This window comes from Pseudohaliea sp., from assembly GCF_040217025.1.
In the GTDB taxonomy this organism is placed as follows: Bacteria; Pseudomonadota; Gammaproteobacteria; order Pseudomonadales; family Halieaceae; genus Pseudohaliea.
This window is the reverse complement of record NZ_JAVJOA010000008.1, coordinates 1-25,724: the sequence shown is the minus strand read 5'-3', so window position 1 is coordinate 25,724 and position 25,724 is coordinate 1. Positions and strand designations below refer to the sequence as shown.

At 59.4% G+C, this 25,724-nt stretch carries 22 protein-coding genes and 1 tRNA gene; 7 read left to right on the top strand and 16 right to left on the bottom strand.

Features of this window, described 5'->3' with window-relative positions:
• The 3 genes from tgt to RKE50_RS04370 all read right to left on the bottom strand — a co-directional run bounded on the left by tgt (position 1) and on the right by RKE50_RS04370 (position 2,514).
• Positions 1–1,098 carry a tRNA guanosine(34) transglycosylase Tgt gene (tgt, locus tag RKE50_RS04380; RefSeq protein WP_350036477.1) on the bottom strand — a complete coding sequence of 366 codons (1,098 nt, stop codon included), beginning with the start codon at positions 1,096–1,098 and terminating at the stop codon, positions 1–3.
• Between the two features lie 14 nt (positions 1,099–1,112).
• Positions 1,113–2,177, bottom strand: coding sequence for a tRNA preQ1(34) S-adenosylmethionine ribosyltransferase-isomerase QueA (queA, locus tag RKE50_RS04375; RefSeq protein WP_350034710.1), 1,065 nt, complete (start codon positions 2,175–2,177; stop codon positions 1,113–1,115).
• A gap of 73 nt (positions 2,178–2,250) precedes the next feature.
• Complete coding sequence (locus tag RKE50_RS04370) at positions 2,251–2,514, bottom strand: hypothetical protein (RefSeq protein WP_350034708.1); 264 nt, start codon at positions 2,512–2,514, stop codon at positions 2,251–2,253.
• A gap of 169 nt (positions 2,515–2,683) precedes the next feature.
• Here RKE50_RS04370 and RKE50_RS04365 point away from each other — a divergent pair.
• Positions 2,684–2,770 (top strand) — tRNA-Leu (locus tag RKE50_RS04365).
• A 233-nt stretch (positions 2,771–3,003) separates the two neighbouring features.
• Here the strand turns inward: RKE50_RS04365 and RKE50_RS04360 are convergent.
• The 6 genes from RKE50_RS04360 to RKE50_RS04335 form a co-directional block, all read right to left on the bottom strand.
• Positions 3,004–4,467 (bottom strand): NAD-dependent succinate-semialdehyde dehydrogenase, encoded by a 1,464-nt coding sequence (locus RKE50_RS04360; protein ID WP_350034707.1) that lies wholly within the window; start codon positions 4,465–4,467, stop codon positions 3,004–3,006.
• 118 nt (positions 4,468–4,585) lie between these two features.
• Positions 4,586–5,029 carry a homoprotocatechuate degradation operon regulator HpaR gene (gene hpaR / locus RKE50_RS04355; RefSeq protein ID WP_350034705.1) on the bottom strand — a complete coding sequence of 148 codons (444 nt, stop codon included), beginning with the start codon at positions 5,027–5,029 and terminating at the stop codon, positions 4,586–4,588.
• Between the two features lie 263 nt (positions 5,030–5,292).
• Complete coding sequence (locus RKE50_RS04350; protein ID WP_350034703.1) at positions 5,293–6,714, bottom strand: aldehyde dehydrogenase family protein; 1,422 nt, start codon at positions 6,712–6,714, stop codon at positions 5,293–5,295.
• Positions 6,715–6,760: 46 nt separating this feature from the next.
• Entirely contained in the window at positions 6,761–8,440 is a 1,680-nt protein-coding gene (locus tag RKE50_RS04345; RefSeq protein ID WP_350034702.1) for a sodium:solute symporter family transporter, read from the bottom strand.
• A gap of 299 nt (positions 8,441–8,739) precedes the next feature.
• Complete coding sequence (locus tag RKE50_RS04340) at positions 8,740–9,567, bottom strand: fumarylacetoacetate hydrolase family protein (RefSeq protein ID WP_350034701.1); 828 nt, start codon at positions 9,565–9,567, stop codon at positions 8,740–8,742.
• Positions 9,568–9,671: 104 nt separating this feature from the next.
• A complete protein-coding gene (locus RKE50_RS04335) occupies positions 9,672–10,766 on the bottom strand; it encodes an aromatic ring-hydroxylating dioxygenase subunit alpha (RefSeq protein WP_350034699.1) in 1,095 nt (364 codons plus the stop codon).
• Between the two features lie 296 nt (positions 10,767–11,062).
• On the opposite strand from RKE50_RS04335, the gene hpaE reads away from it, so the two are divergent.
• From hpaE to RKE50_RS04305, 6 genes are all read left to right on the top strand, one after another.
• Complete coding sequence (hpaE, locus tag RKE50_RS04330; RefSeq protein ID WP_350034697.1) at positions 11,063–12,589, top strand: 5-carboxymethyl-2-hydroxymuconate semialdehyde dehydrogenase; 1,527 nt, start codon at positions 11,063–11,065, stop codon at positions 12,587–12,589.
• Between the two features lie 16 nt (positions 12,590–12,605).
• The gene (gene hpaD, locus RKE50_RS04325) at positions 12,606–13,457 is read left to right on the top strand and encodes a 3,4-dihydroxyphenylacetate 2,3-dioxygenase (RefSeq protein ID WP_350034696.1); all 852 of its coding nucleotides are present in this window, start codon (positions 12,606–12,608) and stop codon (positions 13,455–13,457) included.
• 10 nt (positions 13,458–13,467) lie between these two features.
• Positions 13,468–13,833 (top strand): 5-carboxymethyl-2-hydroxymuconate isomerase, encoded by a 366-nt coding sequence (locus RKE50_RS04320; RefSeq protein WP_350034695.1) that lies wholly within the window; start codon positions 13,468–13,470, stop codon positions 13,831–13,833.
• Positions 13,834–13,837: 4 nt separating this feature from the next.
• Positions 13,838–14,644, top strand: a complete 807-nt coding sequence (hpaH, locus tag RKE50_RS04315) for a 2-oxo-hept-4-ene-1,7-dioate hydratase (RefSeq protein WP_350034694.1) — start codon at positions 13,838–13,840, stop codon at positions 14,642–14,644.
• Positions 14,645–14,677: 33 nt separating this feature from the next.
• The gene (locus RKE50_RS04310; RefSeq protein ID WP_350034693.1) at positions 14,678–15,448 is read left to right on the top strand and encodes an HpcH/HpaI aldolase family protein; all 771 of its coding nucleotides are present in this window, start codon (positions 14,678–14,680) and stop codon (positions 15,446–15,448) included.
• A gap of 102 nt (positions 15,449–15,550) precedes the next feature.
• Positions 15,551–16,267: a helix-turn-helix transcriptional regulator gene (locus tag RKE50_RS04305; RefSeq protein ID WP_350034692.1), complete on the top strand. Its 717-nt coding sequence runs from the start codon at positions 15,551–15,553 to the stop codon at positions 16,265–16,267.
• 12 nt (positions 16,268–16,279) lie between these two features.
• Here the strand turns inward: RKE50_RS04305 and RKE50_RS04300 are convergent, their stop codons facing one another.
• The 7 genes from RKE50_RS04300 to RKE50_RS04270 all read right to left on the bottom strand — a co-directional run.
• Positions 16,280–17,053, bottom strand: a complete 774-nt coding sequence (locus RKE50_RS04300; RefSeq protein ID WP_350034690.1) for an SDR family oxidoreductase — start codon at positions 17,051–17,053, stop codon at positions 16,280–16,282.
• A gap of 26 nt (positions 17,054–17,079) precedes the next feature.
• Positions 17,080–19,452 (bottom strand): TonB-dependent receptor, encoded by a 2,373-nt coding sequence (locus RKE50_RS04295; protein ID WP_350034688.1) that lies wholly within the window; start codon positions 19,450–19,452, stop codon positions 17,080–17,082.
• A gap of 86 nt (positions 19,453–19,538) precedes the next feature.
• Positions 19,539–20,741 (bottom strand): class I SAM-dependent methyltransferase, encoded by a 1,203-nt coding sequence (locus RKE50_RS04290; RefSeq protein ID WP_350036476.1) that lies wholly within the window; start codon positions 20,739–20,741, stop codon positions 19,539–19,541.
• A gap of 99 nt (positions 20,742–20,840) precedes the next feature.
• Positions 20,841–22,574 (bottom strand): amidohydrolase, encoded by a 1,734-nt coding sequence (locus RKE50_RS04285; protein WP_350034687.1) that lies wholly within the window; start codon positions 22,572–22,574, stop codon positions 20,841–20,843.
• Positions 22,575–22,583: 9 nt separating this feature from the next.
• Positions 22,584–23,696 carry a histone deacetylase-like amidohydrolase gene (locus tag RKE50_RS04280; RefSeq protein ID WP_502937869.1) on the bottom strand — a complete coding sequence of 371 codons (1,113 nt, stop codon included), beginning with the start codon at positions 23,694–23,696 and terminating at the stop codon, positions 22,584–22,586.
• Positions 23,697–23,715: 19 nt separating this feature from the next.
• A complete protein-coding gene (locus tag RKE50_RS04275; protein WP_350034685.1) occupies positions 23,716–25,101 on the bottom strand; it encodes an aspartate aminotransferase family protein in 1,386 nt (461 codons plus the stop codon).
• A 220-nt stretch (positions 25,102–25,321) separates the two neighbouring features.
• The coding region (locus tag RKE50_RS04270; protein WP_350034683.1) for a type II toxin-antitoxin system VapC family toxin at positions 25,322–25,724 on the bottom strand (403 nt) is incomplete at its 5' end.

Here is a 25,724-nt window from a genome sequence, read left to right as displayed (position 1 = left end):
TCACTCCTCCTGCGATGCGTAGTACGCGCGGGCAAAGGCATCCAGTTCACCGCGCTCGATAGCGGCGCGGATGCCCTGCATGTGGCGCTGGTAGTAGTGGATATTGTGCAGCGTATTGAGCTGCGCACCGAGGATCTCCTTGCAGCGCTCCAGGTGGTGCAGGTAGGCGCGGGAGAAGTTTTCGCAGGTGTAGCAGTCGCAGTTCGGGTCCAGCGGGCCCGTGTCTGCGCGGTGGCGCGCGTTGCGGATCTTGACCTGGCCGACGGAGGTGAACAGGTTGCCGTTGCGGGCATTCCGGGTGGGCATGACGCAGTCGAACATGTCGATGCCGCGGCGCACCCCCTCGATGAGATCCCCCGGCGTACCCACGCCCATGAGGTAGCGCGGCGTTTCTGCCGGCAGCGCCGGGCCCAGTTCCTCGAGCACGGCAAGCATCTCCGCTTTCGGCTCGCCGACGGACAGGCCGCCGATGGCGTAACCGTCGAAGCCGATGGCCTCGAGGCCGGCGAGGGACTCGCGGCGCAGCTCCGGGTACATACCGCCCTGGACGATGCCGAAGAGCGCCGCGGGGCTGTCGCCGTGGGCGTCGCGGCTGCGCTGCGCCCAGCGCAGGGACAGCTGCATGGAGGCCGCGGCCTCGTCCCGGGTCGCCGGGTACGGGGTGCAGTCGTCGAAGATCATCACCACGTCGCTGCCGAGGGCCCGCTGCACCGCCATGGAGGTCTCCGGGTCGAGAAAGACCTTGTCGCCGTTCACCGGCGAGCGGAAGGACACCCCGGCCTCGGTGATCCGGCGCATGGCGCCGAGGCTGAACACCTGGAAGCCGCCGGAGTCGGTGAGGATCGGGCCCTGCCAGCCCATGAAATCGTGCAGGTCGCCGTGGGCGGCGATGATCTCCGTGCCCGGCCGCAGCCAGAGATGGAAGGTGTTGCCGAGGATGATCTCGGCACCGGTGGCGGCGACATCCCGCGGCAGCATGCCCTTGACGGTGCCGTAGGTGCCCACGGGCATGAACGCCGGCGTTTCCACCGTGCCGCGGGGAAAGTGCAGGCGCCCGCGGCGCGCTTCACCATCAGACCCCAGGCGCTCGAAGCGCAGGTGGCAGGCCGGCCTCACCCGGCCTCCCGGGCGCCGGCGCAGGGCGTGAGAAACATGGCATCGCCGTAGCTGAAGAAGCGGTAGCGCTCCGCGACCGCGACCTCGTAGGCGGCGAGCACCGCCTCCCGGCCAGCAAAGGCGCTGACCAGCATGAGCAGCGTCGATTCCGGCAGGTGGAAGTTGGTCACCATGGCGTCGACGCAGCGAAAGCGGTAACCCGTGTAGATGAACAGGCGCGTGTCCCCGCGGTAGGGGGCGAGCTCGCCGCCGGCAGCGGCCGTTTCCAGGCTGCGCACCGCCGTCGTACCCACCGCCACCACGCGGCCGCCGCGGGCCCGGGCCGCGGCGATGGCGGTGCAGGCGTCCTCGCCCACCTCGAGGTACTCCGCGTGCATCACGTGGTCCTCGATCGTCTCGGCGCGCACCGGCTGGAAGGTGCCGGCGCCGACGTGGAGGGTCACCTCCGTGCGCGCGATACCGCGCTCGTCCAGCGCCGCGAACAGCGCCTCGTCGAAGTGCAGGCCCGCCGTCGGCGCCGCCACGGAGCCGTCGCGGCTGGCGTAGACCGTCTGGTAGCGCTCGCGGTCGACGGCATCGTCCGCGCGCTCGATGTAGGGCGGCAGGGGCATGTGCCCCAGCTCCGCGAGCAGCTGCGTCACCGGCTTGCCGGGGGCGGCCACCCGGTACAGGTCGTCCTCCCGGCCGAGCACCTCGAGGCACTCGCCGCCGGGCTCGCCATCCCGGTCCGCGGCGAGGTGGATGACCGTTCCGGCAGCGGACGGCTTGCTCGCCCGCAGGTGGACGAGCGCCTCGTCGTCGCCGCGCAGGCGCTCGACCAGCACCTCCACGCGCCCGCCCGTGCCCTTGCGACCCCAGAGCCGGGCCGGCAGCACGCGGGTGTTGTTGAAGACCAGGAGGTCCCCCGGCTGCAGCAGGGACGGCAGGTCCCGGAACTGCCGGTGGTCAATACCGCCACTGGCGCCATCGAGGCAAAGCAGACGACTCGCCGCGCGGTCCGCGAGGGGCCGTTGCGCGATGAGTTCCTCCGGCAGGTGGTAGCTGAAGTCGTCGCGTTGCATTTGCCGCGTTTCTCGTGCCGGGTTGCTTCCGGCGCGTTCGAGGAGGCGGGGCCCGCAGGCCCCGGGACGCTGCTTACTCGGCGTCGTCTTCGGCGGGTGCTTCCTCGGCCGCCGCCTCGGCGCCCTCGTCAGCGGCCGCCTCTTCTTCGGCGGCTTCGGGCTCCTCCGGCTCCGGCTGCTTCGGCGCCGGTGCGGTGATCAGGCCCTCCGCCAGCAGGATGGCGACCTTTTCTTCGCCGTTCACCGGCTTGAGCTCGGCATTCTCGACGGCGTAGCGGTCGTCGCGGCGCTGGTAGATGCGGTACTCGTCGGTCTTCTTGATCAGCTTCATGCCCATGGTGTTCTCCTTTCGCAGTCAGAGCCCCACGCAGGGGGCGTTACTCGGATCGGGCGCGAAGGATACCGGGAAAGCAGCAGCAGGTTAAGCACCGCTCTGCGGGGATTGAAGCTGCCTGTCATTGCGCCGGGGAGCCCCGTTGCTATAATCCCGCGCCTCCCCCTTCCCTGCCGGAGTGGTGGAATTGGTAGACACAGGGGACTCAAAATCCCCCGCCCGCAGGGGCTTACCGGTTCGAGTCCGGTCTCCGGTACCACTAATTCGTTTTATCCATATTTTATAGCGAGTTAAGCCGACGCTCCCCCAACAGTTCCTCCCAAAAGGGTCGCGATTTCCACTCACTGCTGTACGGTAGCTCCCTCCGCCCAGTAACTCCGCAAAAATTCGTCGATCGGGCCTAGAACTGCAACCATGCACGGAGCTGTTTCAGGGGGTGCTTTCAGTTCGGCTAACAAAACTGGGGCGCAGTAGACAGCAGCGCCGCGCACATCAACCCGCAAGCCCACCCATGAGGATGTACTTAAGCTCGAGATACTCATCGATACCGAGTTGCGAGCCCTCGCGGCCGGAACCGGATTCCTTGATTCCACCGAAAGGCGCCATTTCATTGGAGATACTGCTGTCATTAACGCCGACCATGCCGCATTCGAGCGCTTCGGGAACCCGCCACATCCTCCCTGCATCACGGGTAAAAAGGTAAGCGGCCAGGCCGAGTTCCGTTTCATTAGCCAGTGCTATCGCTTCCTCCTCAGAGCTGAAACGACAGACGGGCACCACCGGACCGAAAATTTCAGTTGCGAAAACAGGCATTTGCCTAGTGACGTCGGTGAGTATGGTAGGCCTGAAAAAGCAGGGGCCCTCGCTCGCCGGTGCACCGCCGAGGGCAACCGTGGCTCCCGCCGCGATAGACCCCTGAACCAGTCCGGAAACACTCTTCACCGCATGGCTGGAAATGAGCGGACCGAGGTCAGTACTCTCATCCACCCCGTCACCCAGGCGCAGTGCGGCTGCCCGATTGACCAGTCCGTCGACGAACCGGTCGTGCACCTTTTCGTGGACGAGAAAACGATTGCTGCATACACAGGTCTGGCCGCTGTTCCTGAACTTTGACAGCATCGCTGCATCGAGGGCCGCCTCGACATCTGCATCGTCAAAAACGATGAACGGGGCATTGCCACCAAGCTCCATGGAAGTCCTCTTGAGGGAGGCTGCGCATTCCGCTTGGAGCTGCTTGCCGACCCGGGTACTTCCCGTGAAGGTGAGCTTGCGCACTACAGGACTGCCAGTTAACGCAGCGCCAATCTCACTCGCGTCGCCAACAAGTACGTTCACCAACCCCCTCGGCACCCCTGCCCGATGCGCCAGTTCCGCCATCGCGAGCGCAGAAAGCGGCGTCTCCGCTGCCGGTTTTATAACGATAGCGCAGCCAGCGGCAAGTGCCGGCGCCGCTTTCCTTGCAATCATGGCATTGGGGAAGTTCCAGGGCGTAATAGCGGCCACGACCCCAACGGGCTGCTTGATGCAGACGATCCGCTTATCCGCTGCGGGTCCGGGAATCACAACGCCATCGATGCGCTTCGCCTGCTCGGCAAACCACTCCAGGTAGGATGCCCCGTAGAGAACTTCTGCCAGGCTTTCGCGGAGTGGCTTGCCCTGCTCAGCAGTAAGGATCCGCGCCAGGTCGCTCTGGTGACGAAGCAGCAGTTCGTACCAACCGCGCAGCACAGCTGCCCGCTCCTTCGCGGGTTTCGCCGCCCACTCTTTCTGCGCCAGTTCAGCCGCCTCGATTGCGTCCAACGCCTCCCGGTTTCCGACGGTCGCCACCCTGGCAACGACAGCACCGGTAGCGGGATTGATCACCGGGAGTTGCCGCCTTGCATCGCCCTCGAGCCATCGACCATCGATGTAGGCAGAAAGTCGGATGAGGGCCGGGTCATGAAGAGAAAGGGTCACGGATCTCAGTCTCCTTAGGTAACGCGTTACCTTTATTGGCGAGCGACTGAGTCAGTACCCGGCCGTCGCTAAGGCCGAAGGCCTAGTTCCAGGGGAAGTCCCTGGGTTTCACTGACTCTTACTGCCTGGCAACCTCATCGGGGAGGTCACCGAAAGCCGGTGGTGTGCTTTCAAGGGACTCGACCAGTGACTCCAGCAGCCCGTAAAGAGTCGCGAGATTTTCCGTACCGAAGCGCTCTTCAATGTACTCGTAGCGGGCTTCTGATTCCGGCGCAATATCAGCAATAAGTTTCAGGCCCTTGGCTGTAATAGAGATCAGGGACCTACGACTGTCTGACGGACAGGGCTGCCGGACCACGATCCTGCGCTGTTCCAGGTTCTGCAGGATTCGGCTGACGCTCGGTCGCAACAGGGAGCACGCATCGGAAAGTTCTCTGACGTCCAATGCGTCGACCTCGGCAAGCGCCCGCATCACGCGCCACTGCTGCGGGGACAGCTGATGCGCTCGCAGGTGGGGTATGAACGTCCTCAGAACTGCTTCGTGGGCCTTCAGCAGGCTCATGGGCAGTGACCGGTCGAAACGACGCATTTCCCTCAGGGCGTCAGGGTTTGCATCCCGCTTGGGCCTTCGACGAGAAACCTTTTTCTGAGGCGACATGTCACGCATCCTATACCTGCACCATGTGCAAGGCGGCGTCGGTCAGGCCCCCGCACGGGGGCAGAGTCTACCACCTCTGAACAGTTGACGGTCGCCCCCAGTCGGGTGCCGAGCCAGTAAAAACAACCCGCCCGGTAGGGCGCTCCCTGGCAATGGGCTGGCCGTACTCAGCATTTGCAGATTTGCACTGTCTGGATCTGCGTATACTCCAGCAGTCCGTGCACGCCGAACTCAACGCCAAGACCGGATTCCTTCGCGCCGCCGAACGGTGCATCAGGCTGGATTGCCGCATGATCATTGACCCAGGCGGTCCCGCATTCGAGTCTCGAGGCAAGTTCAGTGGCCCGGACTGTGTCAGCTGACCACACGGATCCACCGAGGCCGAGTTCGAGCGCATTCGAACGCCGGATGACGTCATCGATATCCGTAAACCTCATTACCGGGAGAATCGGGCCAAACTGCTCTGTCGTGACGAGTTCACTGGAATCCTGGATGTCTCGGACGATGGTGACCGGGAAAAAATAGCCGGGCATATCTAGGGGACGACCGCCACTGAGAAACACAGCCCCCTCACGCGCCGCTGCATCTGCAAGAGCACAGACTTTGTTGAACTGTTGTCGGTTCTGTAACGGGCCGAAATCCGGCGCCTCGTTGGCTGGCCCGGTGGTGACGCTAGCAGCCAGGCGGGCCAGTGCTTCGCAAAGCTCATCGTAGATATCATCGTGAACGTAAAGCCGCTTCAAAGCAGCACAGGTCTGCCCGTTGTTGATCATCGACGTTGCAAAGATCTTCCCCGCAACCTCTTCGACGTCGACATCGGGCAGAACAATCGCGGCGTCATTGCCACCCAGCTCAAGGGTCAGGCGCTTGATGTTACCTGCCGCAGCCTCCATGATCCGTTTTCCCGTGGCCGTTGACCCGGTGAACACTATCTTGTTGATGCCCCCGTGCGCTGCCATTGCGGCACCGACCGCTCCGGGCCCCGCGATAACGTTCAGCACACCGGGCGGGAACAGGTCCGCTACCAGGTGCATCGCCTTGAGGACGGTCAGGGGTGTGTACTCAGACGGTTTCACTACAACGGAACAACCGGCCAGCAGTGCCGGAACAATGTGCCAGCAGGTGATGAGTAACGGATAGTTCCATGGGGTGATGGAACCGACGACACCTACCGGTTTGCGATGCACTTCAATGCGGGCCTGTTCGTTGTCCTGTACGACCTCTACAGGTAACGTGAGGCCTGCGGTGTAGCGAATCCACGCAAGGCAGCCGCCCACCTCGAAATTCGCACCGAGTCCCGCATAACCCTCAACGGGCTTGCCCTGTTCTGCACTCAGCAACGCGGCGAGGGCCGCCAGATTCTCCTCCAGCCGGTCAGCCATTCTCAGCAGGCAAGCGCTCCTCTCCTCGATCGGCAGGGCGCTCCAGTCCGGCAGAGCACCCTTTGCCGCCGCGACGGCATTCTCCAAGTCTTCCTGGCTGCCGCTGGGGCAGGTAGCGAGGACCTTATCGGTGGAAGGGTTGAGGACATCAAAGCTCTCATCACCTGCAACGGCTTCTCCGTTTATGAGCATCGTGTAGCCGGTCATTTTCCTCTCCTTGTTATCTGCTTTCCGCCAGCCCCGGACAAAGGTGCTAGCGGCGCAAAGACTTGGCGACTGGCAGTGAAGCCGGGGCAATGCCAAATTCCGATTGCAGCAGAAGTTTGTGGTAGTTCTGCCGGTCCAGATGACCGCGCTCGCTCCGGTCCGTCAGTGACACGACAACGATGACCAGGAAAACGAGGGGGACGGTGAAGAGTCCTGGGTAGTCGTAGGGGAACAGCGCCGCATTGTTGCCTAGGAGGACACTCCAGACCCTCGGGCCGAGCACAATCAGACTGATCGAGAGCAGCAGGCCGAAGATTGCCCCTGCGAGGGCGCCGCGGGTGGTCAAGCCGCGCCAATAAAGCGACAGGATAAGCACAGGGAAGGTGACTGAGGCAGCCAGCACCATCGGCATGACGGCAATGAAAGCGACATTCTCATGCTCGAAAACGAGCCCGAGCGAGGCTGCTGCCACACCGATCAGAGCAACCGCCCCCCGCGTGACGCGGAGTTCCCTGCCTGGATCAATCGGGCGATGTGCAAGCACTTCGGCATAAAGATCATGCGAGATGGCGGCTGCACCGGAAACCGTCAAGCCCGCCACGACTGCGAGAATGGTGGCAAAACTAAGGGCAGCCATAAATGCCGCAAGGACATCCCCCCCGACAGCCCGCGCAATATGAAGAGCCGTCATGTTCGAACCGCCGATCACAGCTCCTGCGCTGTCGAAGAACTGGTCACGCCCACTTAGCACAGCGATGCCGCCGAAGCCGATGACTATCAGCAGCAGATAGAAGTAACCCATCAACAGTGAGGCATAGAAAGCAGACATTCTGGCTGCTCTCATATCGGGCACCGTGAAAAAGCGCATGAGAATATGGGGGAGACCGAGGGTGCCGAGGAGCATTGACAGCATAATGGTCGCCACCTGCACCGGATCATCGAAGGCCAGGCCGGGTGTGAGAATGGCCTCGCTGCCCGGATGCGCCGAAGCGGCCTGCTCGAGGAGGGCAGGCAGACTGAACCCGACTTCACTCAGTATCAGAAACGACATCAGGGTAACGCCGATCAGCAGTAATAAAGCCTTGACGATCTGTACCCAGGTGGTGGCGAGCATACCGCCAAAAGTCACGTAGGTGAGGACCAGGACGCTTACCAGGACAACTGCGACCTTATAGGGCATGCCGAAGAGCAACTGAACCAGCTTCCCTGCAGCCACCATCTGAGCAATGAGGTAGAGAATCACGATCGCAATGGTGGCGATGGCTACCACTAGGCGGGTCTGCTTCGGCGCCAGGCGCCTTGAAATGACATCGATGAACGTATAGCTCCCGAGGTTTCTCACGCGTTGTGCGACCAGGTACACCAGCACAGGCCAGGCGCCGAAGGCGCCTATCGCGAGCACCAGACCATCGAAGCCAGCGACAAAGATAAAGCCGGTGATCCCTAGAAAGGAGGCTGCAGACATGAAGTCTCCTGCAATCGCTGCCCCATTCTGAACTGCCGAAAGCTGGCCCCCGGCGGTATAGAAACTGCCACTGCTGGTTGTCATCCGCGCCGCGTAACGAGTGATCAATAGGGTCACTGCGACAAACACGAGGAACATGGCGCTCGCGACGGGGTTCATTGCCTGCCTCTGTCCCGCTTCGACGGTCGCAGTGGAGACGCCGGGAAACAGCGCGCACAGCGTGACAGCACAGGCACTGATGATGACTGTTGGATGACGCACCGGCTAAGTCCCGCGACCCTTGTGGGAAGCAAGGAGGAAGAGCACCTCCAGGAACACAAGGGTTAGGATCAAGGTGATAAACAACAACAAGGAGCCCGTCATGGGGCCAACGCCTACCGGTCGCGACAGCGCTGCGCCAAATCCGGTCCAGTTCAGGATGAAGGAGGAGAAGATGATCAGATGTACCGTCGTGAAAGCGAAAGCGATCCCTGTCCTTCTTCGCGCAAGTCTGAGCCCGGGATAGATCGTAGACCGATGCTCCACCCCCATCGCGTCTAGCGCCTTCTCGCTGCTATCCATCAACTAAAGGTTACTGCGGGCCGACTGGCGTTTCCGCGTAGCTGCACAGTCATGTCACCGCGAGCCTGCGGGTCGTCTTCAACGCCGTTGCTCAGCACGCCAATGGCCGGACAAGCAACCTCTACGATGTCACCCGGTGCCAGGTACCGAGGCGGGTCCAGCCGCGCCCCTGCGCCGTTTGGGGTCCCAGTGGAGATGAGGTCGCCGGGCCTCAGGGTGTAGAAAATAGAGAGGTAACTGATAAGGTAATCGAACGGGAAGAGCAGGTTCGCCGTCGTGTCCTGCTGGCGGATCTCGCCATTGACGCACGTCGAGAGTTCCAGCGCTGTGTGGTCGGGGACGGCTCCGGTGTGAACAATGCATGGACCGATACTGCCGCTGCGGAAGAAATTCTTACCCTGGGTAACGTTGAACTTGGCGTGACGAACCCAATCCCGCAGAGTACCTTCATTCATCAGCGTGTAGCCCGCCACGTACTCCATTGCCCTCGACTGCGGAATTCGGTGCCCTTCCCTGCCGATGACGATGACGATCTCTCCCTCGTAATCGAGCTGAGGGCTCTCTGGAGGGAGCCAGAGATTCCTGCCCGCTCCAGTGAAGGACTCGTAGCTGCGCATGAAGAGGCTCGGCCAGACCGGGTCTGTCGAGTTGTCCCGATACTCGTCATTGCGATTGGCGTAGTTCACCCCGACACAGATGATCTTCTCGCCGCGCACAACCGGCGGCAGCAGATCGACATCGCCTAGAGAGAGATCGACGGGAAGACCGGCGGAAAGCTCACAGGCAGTTTCGATGCTCTGTATCCCGCCGCGCAGCAGTTCCAGCACGGAGCCACCCTGGCGGGCCCCGAGATCGGTGATACTCGCTCCCTCTACCACGCCCCAGGACTCAACGCCGTTGCAACTGAAGCTCACCAGACCGGACATAGTCATCACAGAATCGCATTCTGAATCGAGGGCTGAGTGGAGGCGACCATTTGCCGCTCCTTCGCTATTGCCTCGAACCAAACCCGCCTGAAATGCGACAGGGCGTTATCGCTTGCGATACCACGCGGCTGGAAATCGCCGTAGCGCTCCAGCAATTTCTGCTGCTCTTCGATGATCACCTTGTCCTCGAAGAAGCCCTTGAACATCGCCTCACGCAGCGTCTCGCCCACTTCGTCGCTGTCTTTGCTGAAGTTGCGCAGATACTCCCAGAAAAAATGAGAGGTGCGACGCGTTTCCGGCGTCATGTACTGGCAGTTGCGGAACTCGAGCAATTCCGGCTGGGGCTCGTCTGCATCCCAGCCGACAGGCCCGAACTGCGTATCCATCAGGAACACTCCCGGGGTATACATCCGCACAAAATTTCGTCTATCTACTTTCAACTCCCGGTCCCAGGGCGTCACTGCCGCGAGATAAGGAGGTTGTGCGCTGCTCCGATGCCAACGCTCGAACTCGAAACCGTTTTCTAGCTTGTTCACTGCTTGGGCGGATTCGGTCGCGTACTCTTCAGAGCCACCCAGCGTTCCCGTATGCACAAATGCGAGGTGCGAGAAATCGGCAAGATTGTCGACGATGAGCATCCAATTGGCTTCGTAATGTAGGTAGCAGCGCTTCGGCAGGCCGCACCATTCGGGGTCGTCGAGAGGAGTAAAGTGAGGGATAGCGTCTACATCCGCTTTTTCGGGATCGCCCATCCAGAGCCATAGCATGCCCGCACGGTCGACGATGGGATAACTGTGGACCCGATGGTTATCGCTGACTTTGGCCTGGCCGGGAATCTCGACGCACTGACCGGAGGGGTCGTACTTCATTCCATGGTACATGCAGCGAATGCAGTTTCCCTCAACACGCCCCATGGACAATGGCGCGGCGCGGTGGCAGCAGCGGTCATCCAGTGCAACATAACGCCCGTCCGCTCCCCGGAAGATAACCACGGGCTTCTCAAGATAGGTCCTGGCCAGCGGCATTCCTTCTTCGACTTCATTGGTCCAGCCTGCGGCATACCAACAGTTGTAAAGAAACCATTCGTTTCCCGTGCGCATTATTCCTTCTCCGATCCGTCCTCACCGACAATCGAGGCGGTGAGCTCTTGATTATTTAGGTAACGCGTTACGCTTTTTAGCAGATGTATTCGGAAACGTCCAGCACTAAAAAGTTGACCTGTCGCTGCAATGACGTTTGACACACAACGGGAGGGTGATCTCTGCATCGGACTGTGCGAGGCGTTGCGCGATGCACCGTCTGCCCAACTGAAGCGCACAAAAATAGCTGGCGAATATTTGCGTAACGTGTTACTCTTTTTCGTGAATGCCAGTCCCAGGGAAGAAGAGAGCCGTCAATGAGCGTGACCCACAGCTTCCGAGAAAACCGCAGCCGCGCCGAAGAATACCTGTCACGCTACGCTGCCGGCACGATCGGCCATTTCATCGATGGCCGCTGGGAGAGTCCTGAAGATGGCGCAACGTTTGAGAATCTGGAGCCCGCCGAGAATCAGTCAGTCGGGAACGTAGCGCTCGGGACAGAGCAAGTGATGGACAGGGCGTGCGAAGCGGCGGAGGCCGCGTTTCTCCCCTGGGCTTCGATGAATGGCGCGGAGCGGAAAAAGCTTCTCAACCATTTTGCTGACCTTATCGAGAAACGGGCCGACGAAATTGCCCTAGTCGAGTCCTCCGATTGCGGGCAGCCTATCCGCTATATGAAGCAGGCAGCGCTGCGAGGCGCAAGTAATTTCCGGTTTTTTGCCGACAAGGCTCCCGAGGCCGGCAACGGTCTCAGCCTGCTGCAGGATCACCACACGAACATGACGATGAGAGTACCGATAGGCCCTGTCGGTGTGATTACCCCATGGAACACCCCCTTCATGCTCGCTACCTGGAAAATCGCACCGGCGCTCGCTGCGGGCTGCACGATCGTGCATAAGCCGGCAGAGCTCAGCCCCCTGTCAGCAACACTATTGGCGGAGCTGGCGGAAGAAGCGGGATTCCCTGCGGGAGTATGGAATCTCGTGCATGGCTATGGTGAAACGGTTGGCAGACGCCTGTCCGAGCATCGGGCGATCAGAGCAGTCGCACTCGTTGGAGAAACAACGACCGGTAGCCATATCCTCCGCCAGGGTGCCGATACCCTGAAGCGGGTGCATCTGGAGCTGGGAGGGAAAAACCCTGTACTGGTGTTCGACGATGCAGATCTGCAGCGAGCCCTGGATGCGGTCATATACATGATCTTCAGCCTGAACGGACAACGCTGCACTTCCAGCTCCAGGCTCCTGATTCAGAACACGATAAAGGAAGAATTTCTCTCCGCACTGAAATCACGAATCGGAAGGCTTCGTGTGGGCCATCCCCTGGATCCGGAAACCGAAATCGGGCCGCTGATTCACACCGAACACATGCAGAAAGTATTGACTTACGTCGAAGGCGCCAGAGAGGAAGGCGCGATTGTTGCAGCGGGCGGCAACCGCAGAGAAGATCTTGGCACAGGTAACTACGTTGAGCCGACACTGATAACCGAAGCGAGCAACGACATGCGGATTGCGCGCGAGGAGATCTTCGGTCCTGTGCTGACGGCCATCGGCTTCGACAGTGAGAGTGAGGCTGTTACTCTCGCCAATGACTCTGCCTATGGACTGTCTGGATACCTCTGGACACGAGACACCGGCCGCTCTATGCGACTGGCGCGACAGCTGGACGCAGGGATGCTATGGATCAATTCTGAGAACAATCGGAATCTCTCCTCCCCCTTCGGCGGCATGAAGCAAAGCGGCATAGGGCGGGACGGCGGCGACTACAGCTTCGATTTCTACATGGAGACAAAAAACATCTGCATCGCCCACGATACCCATAGCGTTCCCGTCCTGGGCCAATAGTCACGGAGACTGACCAATGGGAAGTATTGCCCTCGCTGCAAAAATTACTCACGTTCCCTCAATGTATCTGTCGGAGCTGGAAGGCCCCCACAAGGGCTGCCGCCAGGCCGCGATCGACGGTCACAAAGAAATCTCCCGGCGCTGCCGGAAACTGGGTGTTGACACGATAATCGTCTTCGATACGCATTGGTTGGTTAATTCGGGATACCACATCAATAACGCCGAGAGCTTCGAGGGTGTCTACACCAGCAACGAGCTTCCGCACTTCATCCGAAACATGCCATACCATTACGATGGCAACCCGGAACTGGGTCAGCTGATTGCAGATTCAGCCGTGGAAGCTGGCGTCAATGCGAGAGCACATCGGGACACGACACTGGCATTGGAGTACGGCACCCTCGTTCCGATGCGTTACATGAACGCTGACCGCCATTTCAAAGTGGTATCGATAGCCGCGCTCTGCCAGGTTCACAGCCACGCGGACAGCGGCAAGCTCGGCGCGGCACTGCGCGAGGCTGTGGAGAATGACTACGACGGCAAGGTAGCGGTCCTCGCCTCCGGCTCTCTCTCCCACCGGTTTGCGCAGAACGGTGTCTCAGAGCAATACCTTCACAAACTTTGGTCTCCAATGCTTGAACACATGGACCGGGAAGTCGTGCGCATGTGGGAGCAAGGGGAGTGGAAGGAGTTCGTGCAAATGCTTCCCGAGTATGCGAACAAGTGCCATGGGGAAGGCTTCATGCATGACACAGCGATGTTGCTGGGAGTGATGGGTTGGGAGGACTACCGCGGCAAGGCAGAAATTCTGACACCTTACTTCGGCAGCTCCGGCACCGGGCAGATCAATGCCGTATTCCCACTGAACTAGGTCACGAACTGTGCCACACCTTGTACTCGAGTACTCCGACAACCTCCCGGAAGAAAAGCTGGCGATTCCCGACCTTCTGGAGACTCTGTGCCACGCCGCGGTCGGCACCGGGCTATTCCAGGTCGCCGGGCTTCGCGCTCGCGCCTACTGCGCCAAGCACCACCGAGTTGGATCGGGCAACGCAGTGAACGGATTTCTCCACGTCAGCATGATGGTAGGCCGGGGGCGAACGCAGAGCGAGCGTGAATCTGCCGCGAAAACCCTTTTCGAGGCGCTGAAGAGCCACCTCAAACCCGTAATGGCCGAAAGACCGGTTGCGCTTTCCTTCGAAATGCGCGAACTCGACGACATCAAGATGAACTTCAGGAACCTGTAGGTCCATGGCACTAGAACAAACGCATATCATGGAAGCTGCCGCTGACCTCTATCACGCAGAGAAAGCGCGCAGACAGATACGGGCGATAACACTGACACACCCATCCATGGACATGGAAGACGCTTACGCGATTCAACGCGCCTGGGTAGATCGAAAGCTCGCCGAGGGTGACCGCATCACTGGATACAAGATCGGACTAACCTCGCGTGTGATGCAGGCGGCCATGAACATCAACACGCCGGATTTCGGGATCCTGCTGGAGAGTATGTATCTTCCAGACAAGAGTACTGTCCCCGCCGGGCACTATTGCGACCCCATGATCGAGGTCGAACTGGCCTTCGTCATGAAGAAGCCGCTCTTTGGTGCCAATGTAACCATCGAGCAGGTGATCGATGCTACCGATTACGTCGTACCTGCTCTGGAGCTGATAGCGGCCCGTAGCTATCGGGTGGATCCGGAGACCGGATATACGCGCAAAGTCTTCGACACCATCGCTGATAATGCGGCAAACGCGGGCTATATCGTAAGTGCCGAGAGGTTTTTGCCAGAGGACATCGACTGGCAGTGGTCGGGTGCCATTCTCTATCGAAATGGCGAGATCGAGGAGACCGGCCTCTCTGCCGCCGTGCAGGGACACCCCGCAAAAGGGATCAGCTGGGTCTGCAAGCGGTTTGCTTCGCACGGCATCGGGCTGGAGCCCGGGCAGTTCGTCCTCAGCGGATCATTCACACGTCCCATCAGCGCCCGCCCCGGTGACGACATGACCTGTGATTACGGCGAGCTTGGCAGAATTGAAGTGAGCTTCTCGTGAAGCTGCAGTAGAAACGCTAGTCGAGGCAATACCATGCAGATGCCCCAGAATCGATTCCTGGAGCTCATCCGCCAGGGGCGCCCTGCCTGGGGTTGCTGGCTTGGCATACCGGACCCCACCGTAGCGGAAATTGCTGCGGCTTCGGGTTTTGACTGGCTGCTCATCGATCACGAGCATGCCCCCTTTGAGCTATCGGATGTCCTGGCTCACCTGCGCGCGCTGGAGCCCTATCCGGTCGCCCAGCTCGTCAGGCCTGTGGACTCGTCACCATCGCTGCTGAAGCGGTTTCTCGAAATGGGCGCCCAAACCTTCATCATTCCGATGATCGACACGCCTGAGCAGGCAGCGGCCTGCGCTGAGGCTCTGTATTACCCACCGCGGGGCCGGCGCGGGGTAGGGACATCACTGGCCAGGGCTGCACGATGGAACGGTGTGGACGATTATCTTGCCGGGGCAAACGATGAGATCTGTCTGCTGGTGCAGGCAGAAAGCACTACTTCACTTGCCAACCTGGAACGAATAGCGAAGGTTGAAGGCGTCCACGGGGTGTTCATCGGCCCTTCAGACCTTGCCGCGTCCATGGGAAAACTCGGACAAGGCGAAGACCCGGAGCTCATTAATGCGTGCATCGATGCCATACGGCGCGTAAAGCGTACCGGCAAGCTGGCGGGAATACTTACGCTCAATCAGACCCTGATAAAGAAGAGTATATCGGCCGGTGCGGACTTTATCGCAACCGGTGTCGATACGCTCCTGCTAAGCGGCGCCATGCGAGCAGCCGCCGCAGCGGGACATTGTCCCTGAAACCGCCTCTGCGGCTCAGCTCTATTGGCAACGCAAACAACTGGACATATGACATCACGCGTCGGTTGTGCTATCTCTCAGGGTGAAGGGTGGAGCGGAACTATGACAGAAGCAGGCTACGTCGGTCAGTTCAAGCAGAAAACACTCGGTCTTTGTGAGCGAGTCGTGAAGACAACTGCCAGCTGCTTTTATTTCGTGGCCAGCGATCGGAGTTCCTACGGCCACACGCTCCGGAACATGCTGGACGACACGATTCCCCGGTATACCTGCGAATTCGCCGACATAGACCCCTTCCACCCCAAGAATTTTGCGCAGACCGACAAGATCGTGATTACCGGCGAGGACGTGTCACGCCGCTGGGACCCAGCCAACGACAGCTACTTTCGTGAGTTCATGATCCCTCAGGGGGTGTATTATGAAATGGAGCTGTTTTTGCGGGAGGGACCGCAGATCGTGGCGGGCATATCACTGCTGAGGTCCCGGGAGTACGGGCCGTTCACAGCGGAGGAGCGGTCTACGGTGGAGTCAATCCATGACTACATTCAGTACGCCTTGACGCAGTACATCCTGCCAAAAAAGGATAGCGAGACCGAACTCCTCAGCGGCAGGTACAACCTTTCTCCAAGGCAGATAGAAGTCGTCCACCTCTTGCGCAAGGGCGCGACAAACAAGGCCGTCAGCGCAGAGCTCAACATCTCTCTACCTACTGTGAAGACACACATCTCACAGATCTTCGACAAGGTAGGCGTGAGGTCCCGAACCGACCTGTTATCCAAGCTTTATCTCGGCAAGAGCGAGCTGCCCGCTTTGCTGGAGTGACCGAGCGTAAAGCTACCATTCGAGAGCCTCTGGATTTTCCGGCAGCAGCGCCCCCCCGTCCACCACGATCGTTTGGCCAGTGACGAAACCCGCTTCTCTTGTCGCGAGGTAGGTCATGGCCGCGGCAATCTCACCTGGCTCTCCCAGTCGCTTCAGCGGTATGTTGGCGCGCATTCTCTCCGTGTTGGATTCATCACCAAGGTTCGCCATCGCCGGTGTCTTTATGAGGCCAGGTTCGACGCCATTCACGGTTACGCCGAACTTTGCAAATTCGAGGGCAGCCGAACGGATGAAGCCATTCAGCCCTGCCTTGGAAGCCGCGTAATGCGAAAGGCCGGGCATGGAGACGCGCGGCCCGGTAACCGATGAGGTGAACAGAAGTCTTCCGTATTCTGACTGCCGAAGAAAGGGGATCGATACCTGCGCAAACCAGAAAGCCGCCTTCAGGTTCACCGCAAGGGTCTGTTCCAGGTCTTCCTCGGACAGCTCCTCGATACCGACGAAAGGAAAGACGGCCGCGTTATGAACCACAACGTCGAGGGCACCGTACTCCGCTACTGCGGCTTTTACGGACTGTTCGACGTATTCACGGTGCTGCAGATCCGCCTGATGAAATACTGCCTCCCCACCAGCCTGGCGAATCAGGTCGACGGTCTGCTGCCCACTGGAGGCAGTCCTGCTGACCGTGAATACCTTGGCGCCAAGGGCTGAGAATCGTTCTGCAATCGCCCGGCCAATACCCTGCCCGGTACCGGTAACAAGGACGACTTTGTCTGAAAATTCCATCGCAATACCCCCCCCTCGCCGGTCACCTAGAAGCTATAGTCCACGAAGACCCCGTACTCGCGACGGGGGCCGACATAGCCCTCCGAGTACCCAAGGGCACCAAGATCCGAATCACCGGCCTGTATGTAGTACTCGTCGGTAAGGTTTTTCCCGTAGACACCGAGGGCCCAGTCGCCGCTTCTGCCCTCGAACGCAGCAACCGCGTCGAGGACTGTGAATGCCTCCTGCGCAATCTCCGGTGCATTCTCCGCGTCGTTGAAATAATCGTCCCGGTAAGCCGCATCGGCTCGTACCCGGAGGTACCCAAGATCGCCCAGGTCGAACAGGTACTGGGCACCCAGGGCTGCTGTCCACTCGGGCGTCTTCGGAAAGCGCGTGTCCGTCGTTATCGTTGCCCCGGGATCAAGATCCACATACTCTGCGTCGGTGTAACCGAGCGCTATGTTGAGTTGAAAGGACGGTATCGGCACCCAGACCGTTTCCAGCTCAAAGCCGAAGATCTCTGCCTGGGCAGCATTTTCCGTGATGAACGTGAAATTGCCTTCCGGCGTCGCCGTAAGGATCGTTAGCTGGATATCTTCGTAATCATTGAAGTACACCGCGCCGTTCAGCCGCAAGGTTCTTTCGAGAAATTCACTCTTGAAGCCCGCTTCGTAGGCAGTCACCGTCTCCGGATCGAAGGACTGAACCGCGAAACCATCGAGCGGCCTGCCATTGAAACCGCCGCTTTTGAAGCCCGTGGCGACTGACGCATACAACAGCGCAGTGTCCGATGGGCGATACTGGGCGCCAACCCTGAAATTCACGTCGTCCCAGCTCGAATCAACGGTAGCCGGGCCTGCCACGAACGTTCCGGCATTGTTGCGCAGGTGTTCAACGATAAATTCCTTGTCGTCCTTTGTGTATCTCACTCCCAGAGAGACCGACAGCTCCTGGCTCAGGTGATAGTCGGCCTGCCCGAACGCCGCATAACTCTCGTTGTTAACCTCGTTATAGGCATCGATATCGATATCCAGGCCATCGTTGACGGGATTGCCAGGCCCACCGGGTACTCCAGGGGTCGGGGGTGCGCCGAAATTTCCCATCGCGAGGTTGTCGAGGGATGTGGGGAGCGCCTCCAGCGCGTCGTAAAGTCCGACAGCAATCCTGACTTCGTTGAAGTCTGTGGCGTTCTCATCGAAGTAATAGATGCCCACCATCCAGTCGAGAGCTGCGTTGAAGGAGCTGCCCGAGAGATGAAACTCCTGGCTCAGCTGTTCCTGATCCTGCGTTTGCAGAGTCTCCACATACTGCAACGGCGAGCCGTCTGCATCTCTGCCGAAAAGGGCATCCATCTCCCGATAGCCGGTTATCGACTTGAGGACAACCGTATCCGACAGACTCCACTCGGCGACCGCGGTCAGACCCAGAACCTCCACTTCGCTTATCGCCGGGCCCGTGCCATTGGTGGCGTATTTTTCTGTCGCCAGCCATGAACTGTCGTAGGCCAGGCCCTGGGGAGCCGCGACAAATGCGTTGTACAAGCCAGCCAGGTCCGCTCCCCCATTGATCTCCGGCGTGAAAATGGCTGCCCCGCTTTCCTCGACGTCAGTGTAATCAGCAGAGAGGAAGAGGTTGAAATCATCCCGCGGCGTCCAGTCGAGCGAGCCCCGAAAGATAAGCTTGTCCTCATTCCCCAGCTCTCTTCCGGTCAATGTTTGCTCTGCGTAGCCGTCGATCGTTTTAGAAGACACAGAGATCCGACCGTTCAGTTCGTCCTCCAGAATGGGCACATCCAGAAAACCTTGCAGATCCCGACGGTCCCGGTTGCCGCCACGGACACGAACAGAGCCGGCGAGTTCTCCGGAGGGGCGACCGGTGGTGATGTTCACCGCCCCGCCAATCGTATTCCGCCCGAAAAGCGTGCCTTGCGGACCGCGCAGAACTTCGACTCTTTCGACATCGAGGAGATCGAGCACCCCGCCAACGGACCTGGCGATGTACACGCCGTCAAGGTACATCCCGACACCGGGGTCCGTCGTAATGAGAAAATCGGTCTGGCCGACACCACGAATGAAGATCGTCGAAGAGCTTCCGCTGCCGCCGATCGCCGAGGCAGCATCGAGCTGAACATTCGGCGAAAACTTCGCAAGATCCCGGATGTCCCCTACCACCATGTTGTCAATGTCGTCACGACCATAAGCGCTCATCGAAATCGGGGTATCCTGCATCGACTCCTCCCGGCGCCTCGCGCTGACGATGACTTCCTCCAGGGCGAAGCGGCCTGATGCTGACGGCCTAGCCGATTCCTCTGCCTGGGCCAGAGCATGCGAGACCAGCAGAACGGTGGGAACAGTGAGGCCAAAAGAGACAAGCCCTGGGAGCCGACGAGGGAACGTGCTGTTGTTTGAGTTACCCACGATGCTTTCTCCTGAGTGGTTTGAACACGACTTGAGTCTATCCACGCAGGAGTAGCGATCAATCGACCGAAAGTATGAGCGGGCTGCTAGCCAATACCGAGGGGAATCCGTTCCGACAGGAACGCGAGCGCGCTGAACTCCGGCGAGCCAACGAAAGGCACCGATGAGGAGGCAACTCGGCGTGACTCGACAGCTGAAAGACCTCTTCGCCTGAGCCGGTTATCGAGCGGCTCACTGCTGCCCCGGTCGGTCGCCAATGCTCGAAGTACTTCCTGCTGCACAGGGGTCAAGCGAAGCCCCTGTCCGCAACCATGGATCGCAAGCGGGCGAAAACTTCGTTCGTCGGAGAGCTTCGAATCGATAATGGCGCGATTATATCTTTCCAGGTGCGCGGTTGATTCAGCTGGATCGAAACCCTCAGCTAGATAAACAACCCCCTCCCTCGAAGCGGTAGCTAACAGCGCGGGTTCCTGCGGAAACGTATGGAGCACTAGTCGCTTACCGGGCTCGCATTCGAGTAAGTGAGTATACTTTTTCGCCTGCCGGCGTGAGAGCTCGTCAAGCTTGCCCCTTACGAAGAGTTCCACACAGTATCCTGATTCCGCACCACCAGCCTCATGACGCCATAAAGAACCAAAGCCTTTCGTTTTCAGTCTGCGCTGCAACCAGTCCGGAGAAATCGGAGACCAGTGGTCATTCAAAAACTCATGTAATATGTAGTTGGGTGAGCGTGTGGTGAAATGAGACAGCATTTCGAAAGCATCGTGCCGACTCAGCCCGGGCCAGCGCCGATCGTGCAGCATTTGCCAGCATTCTTCGAGTGCTGCTTCCAGGCGAACAACCGAGGGACCAGATGCACTGCAGAAAGAGCGATAGAGTGTTTCCCTGAACGCTATCAGCTTTACGTCCATCCGGGGGGTTAGGTAACTGAAATAGGCCACTCCATGCGGTTTCAGAGAATCTGCGATGAAGGAAAGTACCGCCTCTCGGACCTCATCGCCGATCCAGCTCAGCAGCCCCTGGCAGACGATGTAATCAAACTCCCCGAGTTCCCCCGTCTTCAGTGAGGCCAGATCCCGCTCAAGGACCTGTGCATTATCGACACCGGCTGCAGTATTGAACTTTCTCATGCCGGCAGCATGGGCAGGGTTAAGATCGAGCTGGACCACCTCGGAACCAGGGTAGAGGGCAGCAACGAGACTGCTAGTTACTCCGAAGCCGCTTCCAAGGTCTATATAGCGAAAAGCACCCCGCGGCCGCACGGGGCGCCCAAGGACCCTCTCCAGCATCACCGCAGGCAGCGTGCCCGGGTAGTAGCCGTAGGTGTAGGGGGCATCGGGAGTGTAGCCATGAAAGTCCCTGACGATGGGGCCCCTCACCCTATTGTGTTACAGCTGTTCCCATTTCTCGAGTGCCGATGTTTCGTAAACGGTCTTGCCGCCGACCACGGTCTTTAACACTTGGGTGCCCTCAAGCTCCTCGTTGGGCGCCGTTAAAGGGTTTCGGTCGACAATGGCAAGATCAGCGACGTTACCCTCAGCCAGCGACCCGATTCCCTGCCACTGCATCACCTTGGCAGGGCCTGTGGTCCAGGTTGCCAGTGACTCGCTTCGACTGAGCTTGTGGTCAGGCGTATCGTTACAATGGCCGCTGCCCGCGAACTGGTGCGTTTCGGCGAGCGCGATGTGATGGAAGATATTCTTCGGACCCCAGTCGCTCCCACAGGCGACTGTAGCTCCTGAATCTACCATTCGCTTGAGGGGCACCAGGTCACGCCACGCATTCTGCCCAATACGCTCACCGTAAATATCTCCCTTGCCCCATACGAAACTGATACTGGTGGTGATATCCATATTCAGGCTGGCGAGCTTTTCGCAATGGGCTTCGGTAATGAGGATATTGTGCTGCGATATCCACCGCCGCGAGGGGATGTCGTAGTCAGCTTCAAAAGCGGAGAGGGAGTCAAAAAAGTCATCCTGATCACGATACCCGCCCTGCACCATATTCAGGCGAAGGTTGTTTTTCAGGCAGTACTCAATGACCAGTTGCTCGATTTCCTTAGTAACGAAGGTCTTGCCGCGAGTAAGCTCTCCGACCGGGTTCCTCATCTCGTCGTGAATCCGCAGGAAACCCGGCCAGCAGGGGCCGCCCCTCGCCAGGGTCGCTCCCTCGTGACGGAAGAAGTCATCGTCAAGGCTCTGCATGGACGCCGCGAGGGCCAGCCTCTCGATGACCTCATCATCGGTCGGCTGCCAGTGCGGATCGAAAAGGCCATTTACGATCTCCATGGCCGTCAACACGCGCATCGTGGAACGACCGCTGTCGCGCACCCCCTTATAAGCGAGGATATGCTCCGGGTCCATGCCGTGGGCTTCATAGCAGGCAGTCACGCCCAGCCTCGCCGCCAGTTCCTGCCCTGCAAGGGCGCCCTGCTCCCATAGCCATTCAGGAGGTGGCGGCAGTTTGGACAGGATCTGCAACCAGAACGGGTCTTCCGTGTAGTAATTCACGACGGGGCCGCGAAGAACTCCGGTAGGCACGCCGTCGTCGTCCTTTTCGATCCGCACAGCGCAGACCTGGTCGGGAGTTATGGCAGAAATGCCAGCCTCCCTCAGGCCCATCGAGTTGAACGCCACGATGTTCGGCGTTCTCGGCGCCCAGGCCTGGATCAGCACAGGATGCTTCGTTGTTGCACGGTCCAGAACCTTGCGGTCCGGCATTCGGCGCTCCTTCAAATCCTGGTACCAGCGGCGAATGAAGTAGTGGGGTTCGCCAATAGGGGTTGTGATTATCCACTGTCCTTCCGGCGTTTCCTGCGCTTTAGCTGCGATACGATCGACGATTTCATCGTGGTCGGTCGCATCAAGGATGTTGACGCAGGCAACCTCAAAAGCAGCAAAGTGCAGGAAGTGAGGATGGCTATCGACGATGCCTGGCATCAACGTCGCACCTTCCAGGTCGTAACGGCGGGCACCGCGCCCAGCGAGGCTTGTCATATCCTTCGCCGAGCCCGCAGCTAGAATTCGCCCGTTCTCTATGACCAGAGCCTCGGGTGTGGCGTCCGAGCCATCCTGAAGAATAATTTCCCCGCCACTGATTACGGTCTTACCTGTCTTATCCATTGCGGCCCCTCAACAAGCCATCGCTTGCAGGTTATCTCTCGCCAGTTCGATTATCTCCGATTGATGAGGTCTCAGCTCCTGTCCTCCAAGCGCTTCCGCGGCAAGCAGGAAGGGATCCTCAACGCCCGTTTCAACACCTGCCAGCTCCTCCAGGACCCGTAGTGCGAAATAAGGCACCGTTTCTGCGTGGTATCCGCCCTCGTGATACACAAGCAAACGGCCGTCACACAGACGCGCCGCGGTCTGCTTGATAGCCGCTGTCATGGCTCGAAAAGCCTCGCTGGATAGCATTTGCCGTGCCATCGGGTCAAAGGCGCCGGCATCGTACCCGCAAGCGACGAAAATCAGATCGGGTCGGAAACGCTCGAGTGCCGGGACGACCACGCGCTCAACGGCAGCGAGATACGCCCCGCGGCCGGAGCCGGCAGGCAGCGGGATGTTCAGGTTGTAGCCCCGGCCGTCGCCCTCCCCGAGTTCATGCAGGTGACCCGAGTCCGGCGGAAAACAGCGATCCTGGTGGATCGAGACGGTAAGAACGGAAGGATCTTCCCAGAATATCTCCTGCGTGCCGTTACCGTGGTGGACATCCCAGTCCACGATGGCAATTTTTTCGTAACCCAGGACGGACTGCGCGTAGCGGGCAGCGACAGCTCCGTTATTGAAGATGCAGAAGCCCATCGAAAGAGCTGCGCAGGCATGGTGCCCCGGGGGCCGTACAAGACAGTACGCGTTGCTGATCTTGCCCGCATGCAGCTCATCAAGAGCCGATAGCAGACCGCCGGCACTGAGGCGCGCGATCTCGAAACTGCCCTCCCCGAGCGGCGCGAGGTTGCCCGCATCCCGTCGGCCCTGCTCATTCTTCGACCTGACATCGGCGACATGCGCCTCCTCGTGTGCGCGCGCCAGATCAGGAGTGGATGCCTTGCGTGGCGAAATCTGCGCCAGCTTTGCACTCAGGCCCGAAACGTCCAGGAGATTCTTGACTCGCCGCTTGGCGTCAGGATTCTCGACGTGGCGGTAGGGCTCCAGCGATATTCCAGATGGCAGGAACAGGGTGTGGCCATCCGTGTTATGCCACATGTAGAGCTCATGCCATACGAAACCGGTCTCTCCTGGGGGCATAGCAGTTCCCTCCCTAAGTTCAGGCCGCCAGCTCGTCAAGACAAGCGGCAAAGACTTCCAAGTAGCGTTCGACATCCGCGCCGGAGGTGGCCGGAGATACCAATGCCATATTGTGGAATGGCGTCAGCAACACGCCGCGGTTGAGGGCATGGAGGTGTATATAAGACTCAATGAAGTCGTCACGAGCAGCCGCAGCCTCGGAACCATTCCTGGCAGGCGCGGGGCGGAACAGGTACTCCACCCTCGCCCCGAACCGCAACACGTGCCAGGGGAGTCTGCTCGTCCTAATCTGATTGTCGATACCGACCCGCAGCTGCTCTGCTAGATGAAACACGCGCTCGAAATTCTTATCGGTAGCCACATGTTCAAGGGTAGCTCGCATCGCCCGAACCGTGAGCGCATTTCCTGTAAGCGTACCGCCAAAGCCATAGTGATTGATTCCCGGGGCACCAGTGAGCACCTCGAGCTGATTAGCGATCGCCTTTGACATCCCGTAAACGGCGCTCGGTATTCCGCCGGCCAGAACTTTTCCGACAACGAGAAAATCCGGCTCAAGACCGTGGGTTGCCGTATACCCGCCAGGACCAAAACAGATCGTGTGGGTTTCATCGATTACGATCAGGGTCCCGTACTTTCTACTCAGATCCCTCATCGATTCGTGAAACCCGTCGTCTACAGGCACCATTCCGATGTTTGTCATCACTGGTTCTGCAAGTATGCAGGCAATATCTCCCGCTGAAAGAGCCGCCTCCAGCGCAGAAACATCGTTAAATTCGATGCAAACGGTCGTTTCACCAAACCTCGTCGCATTCGGATGGATACCATGCTGCGGCACCATCTCACCGTCCTCAAGCTCTACCTGGGTCTCGTCTACGGACCCATGATACTTGCCATTGAATACAAGGATCTTGTCTCGACCAGTCACCATGCGGGCAATGCGAATAGCAAAACGATTCGCGTCCGTCGCAGAGGTAGCGTACTGCCACACTGGCAACCCGAATCGCCTGGACAGCTCTTCACCGACATAAAGCGCATCCTCCGTCGGCAGCATCATCGTCGACCCGTTCCGCTGCACATATTCAGCGATGGCCGCGGACACCTGCGGGTTGGCATGTCCGAAGAATGCGCCTGAGTCTCCGAGGCAAAAATCGACATAGGTGTTGCCATCGACATCGACGAGGGAGGTACCGCTGGCTCTCTCCACGAATACCGGATTAGGGCCGGGCCACTGGCTCATCCAGTGCAGCGGGACGCCGTGGACAAAGAAATCTTTTGTCTTTTCATGCAGCTCGGCTGATGTGCGATGCTCGCGGCGGAACTGATCGACCTCGCGCGCCATAAGAGTATCGATTCGCCGCGGATCAACCCCGTGGGAGGGTTGGCCTGCGATTTTTGCTAGTGCCATTCCAAGGCTCCGAGGTGACCAACGCAGGGATCTCAAGCTATGCCATACCGCCAGCAGGCACAATCATCCTTAAGTACGATTGGCCTACAACTGCTCGCAACGCGTCACAAGAGTGGGTCGGGTCAGGCCTCCGGTACCACTGACCCGTTTTGTCCATAGTTTAAAGTAGAGGCCATCGCGCCGATTTTGGGCGACACAGTCAGCCAAGTTGGCGAGGGGGCTAACTCAGGCGCCGCTCAAGTTTTCCCAGATCCTTGTCGAAGCTTGCGTATCCAACGCCCTGCGCGTGAGCAGTCGCGAGAACCAGGGCATCCACGAAGTCTACGCGACTGCCGCTGTACCACTGCAGCGCCATTCGCGATGCGGCTGCGTCATGAGTCTCAATGCCCTTGAAAGCCAACAGCGCATCAAGACTGTCAGCGATTTCCAGACGCGGGACTTTGTAGAGCTTTTCCAGAACGTAAACGCACTCCGCGAGGACCGCTTGCGGGACAAATAGATCACGCTCTCCGCCTACCGCCGGATCGATAATCTTTCGCGCCTTGGTAGACAGGCTTTTGTGATCATCCAACAAGTAACGGAGGATGACGTTTGCATCAACGACGGTCATGCTTTTCCGCGAC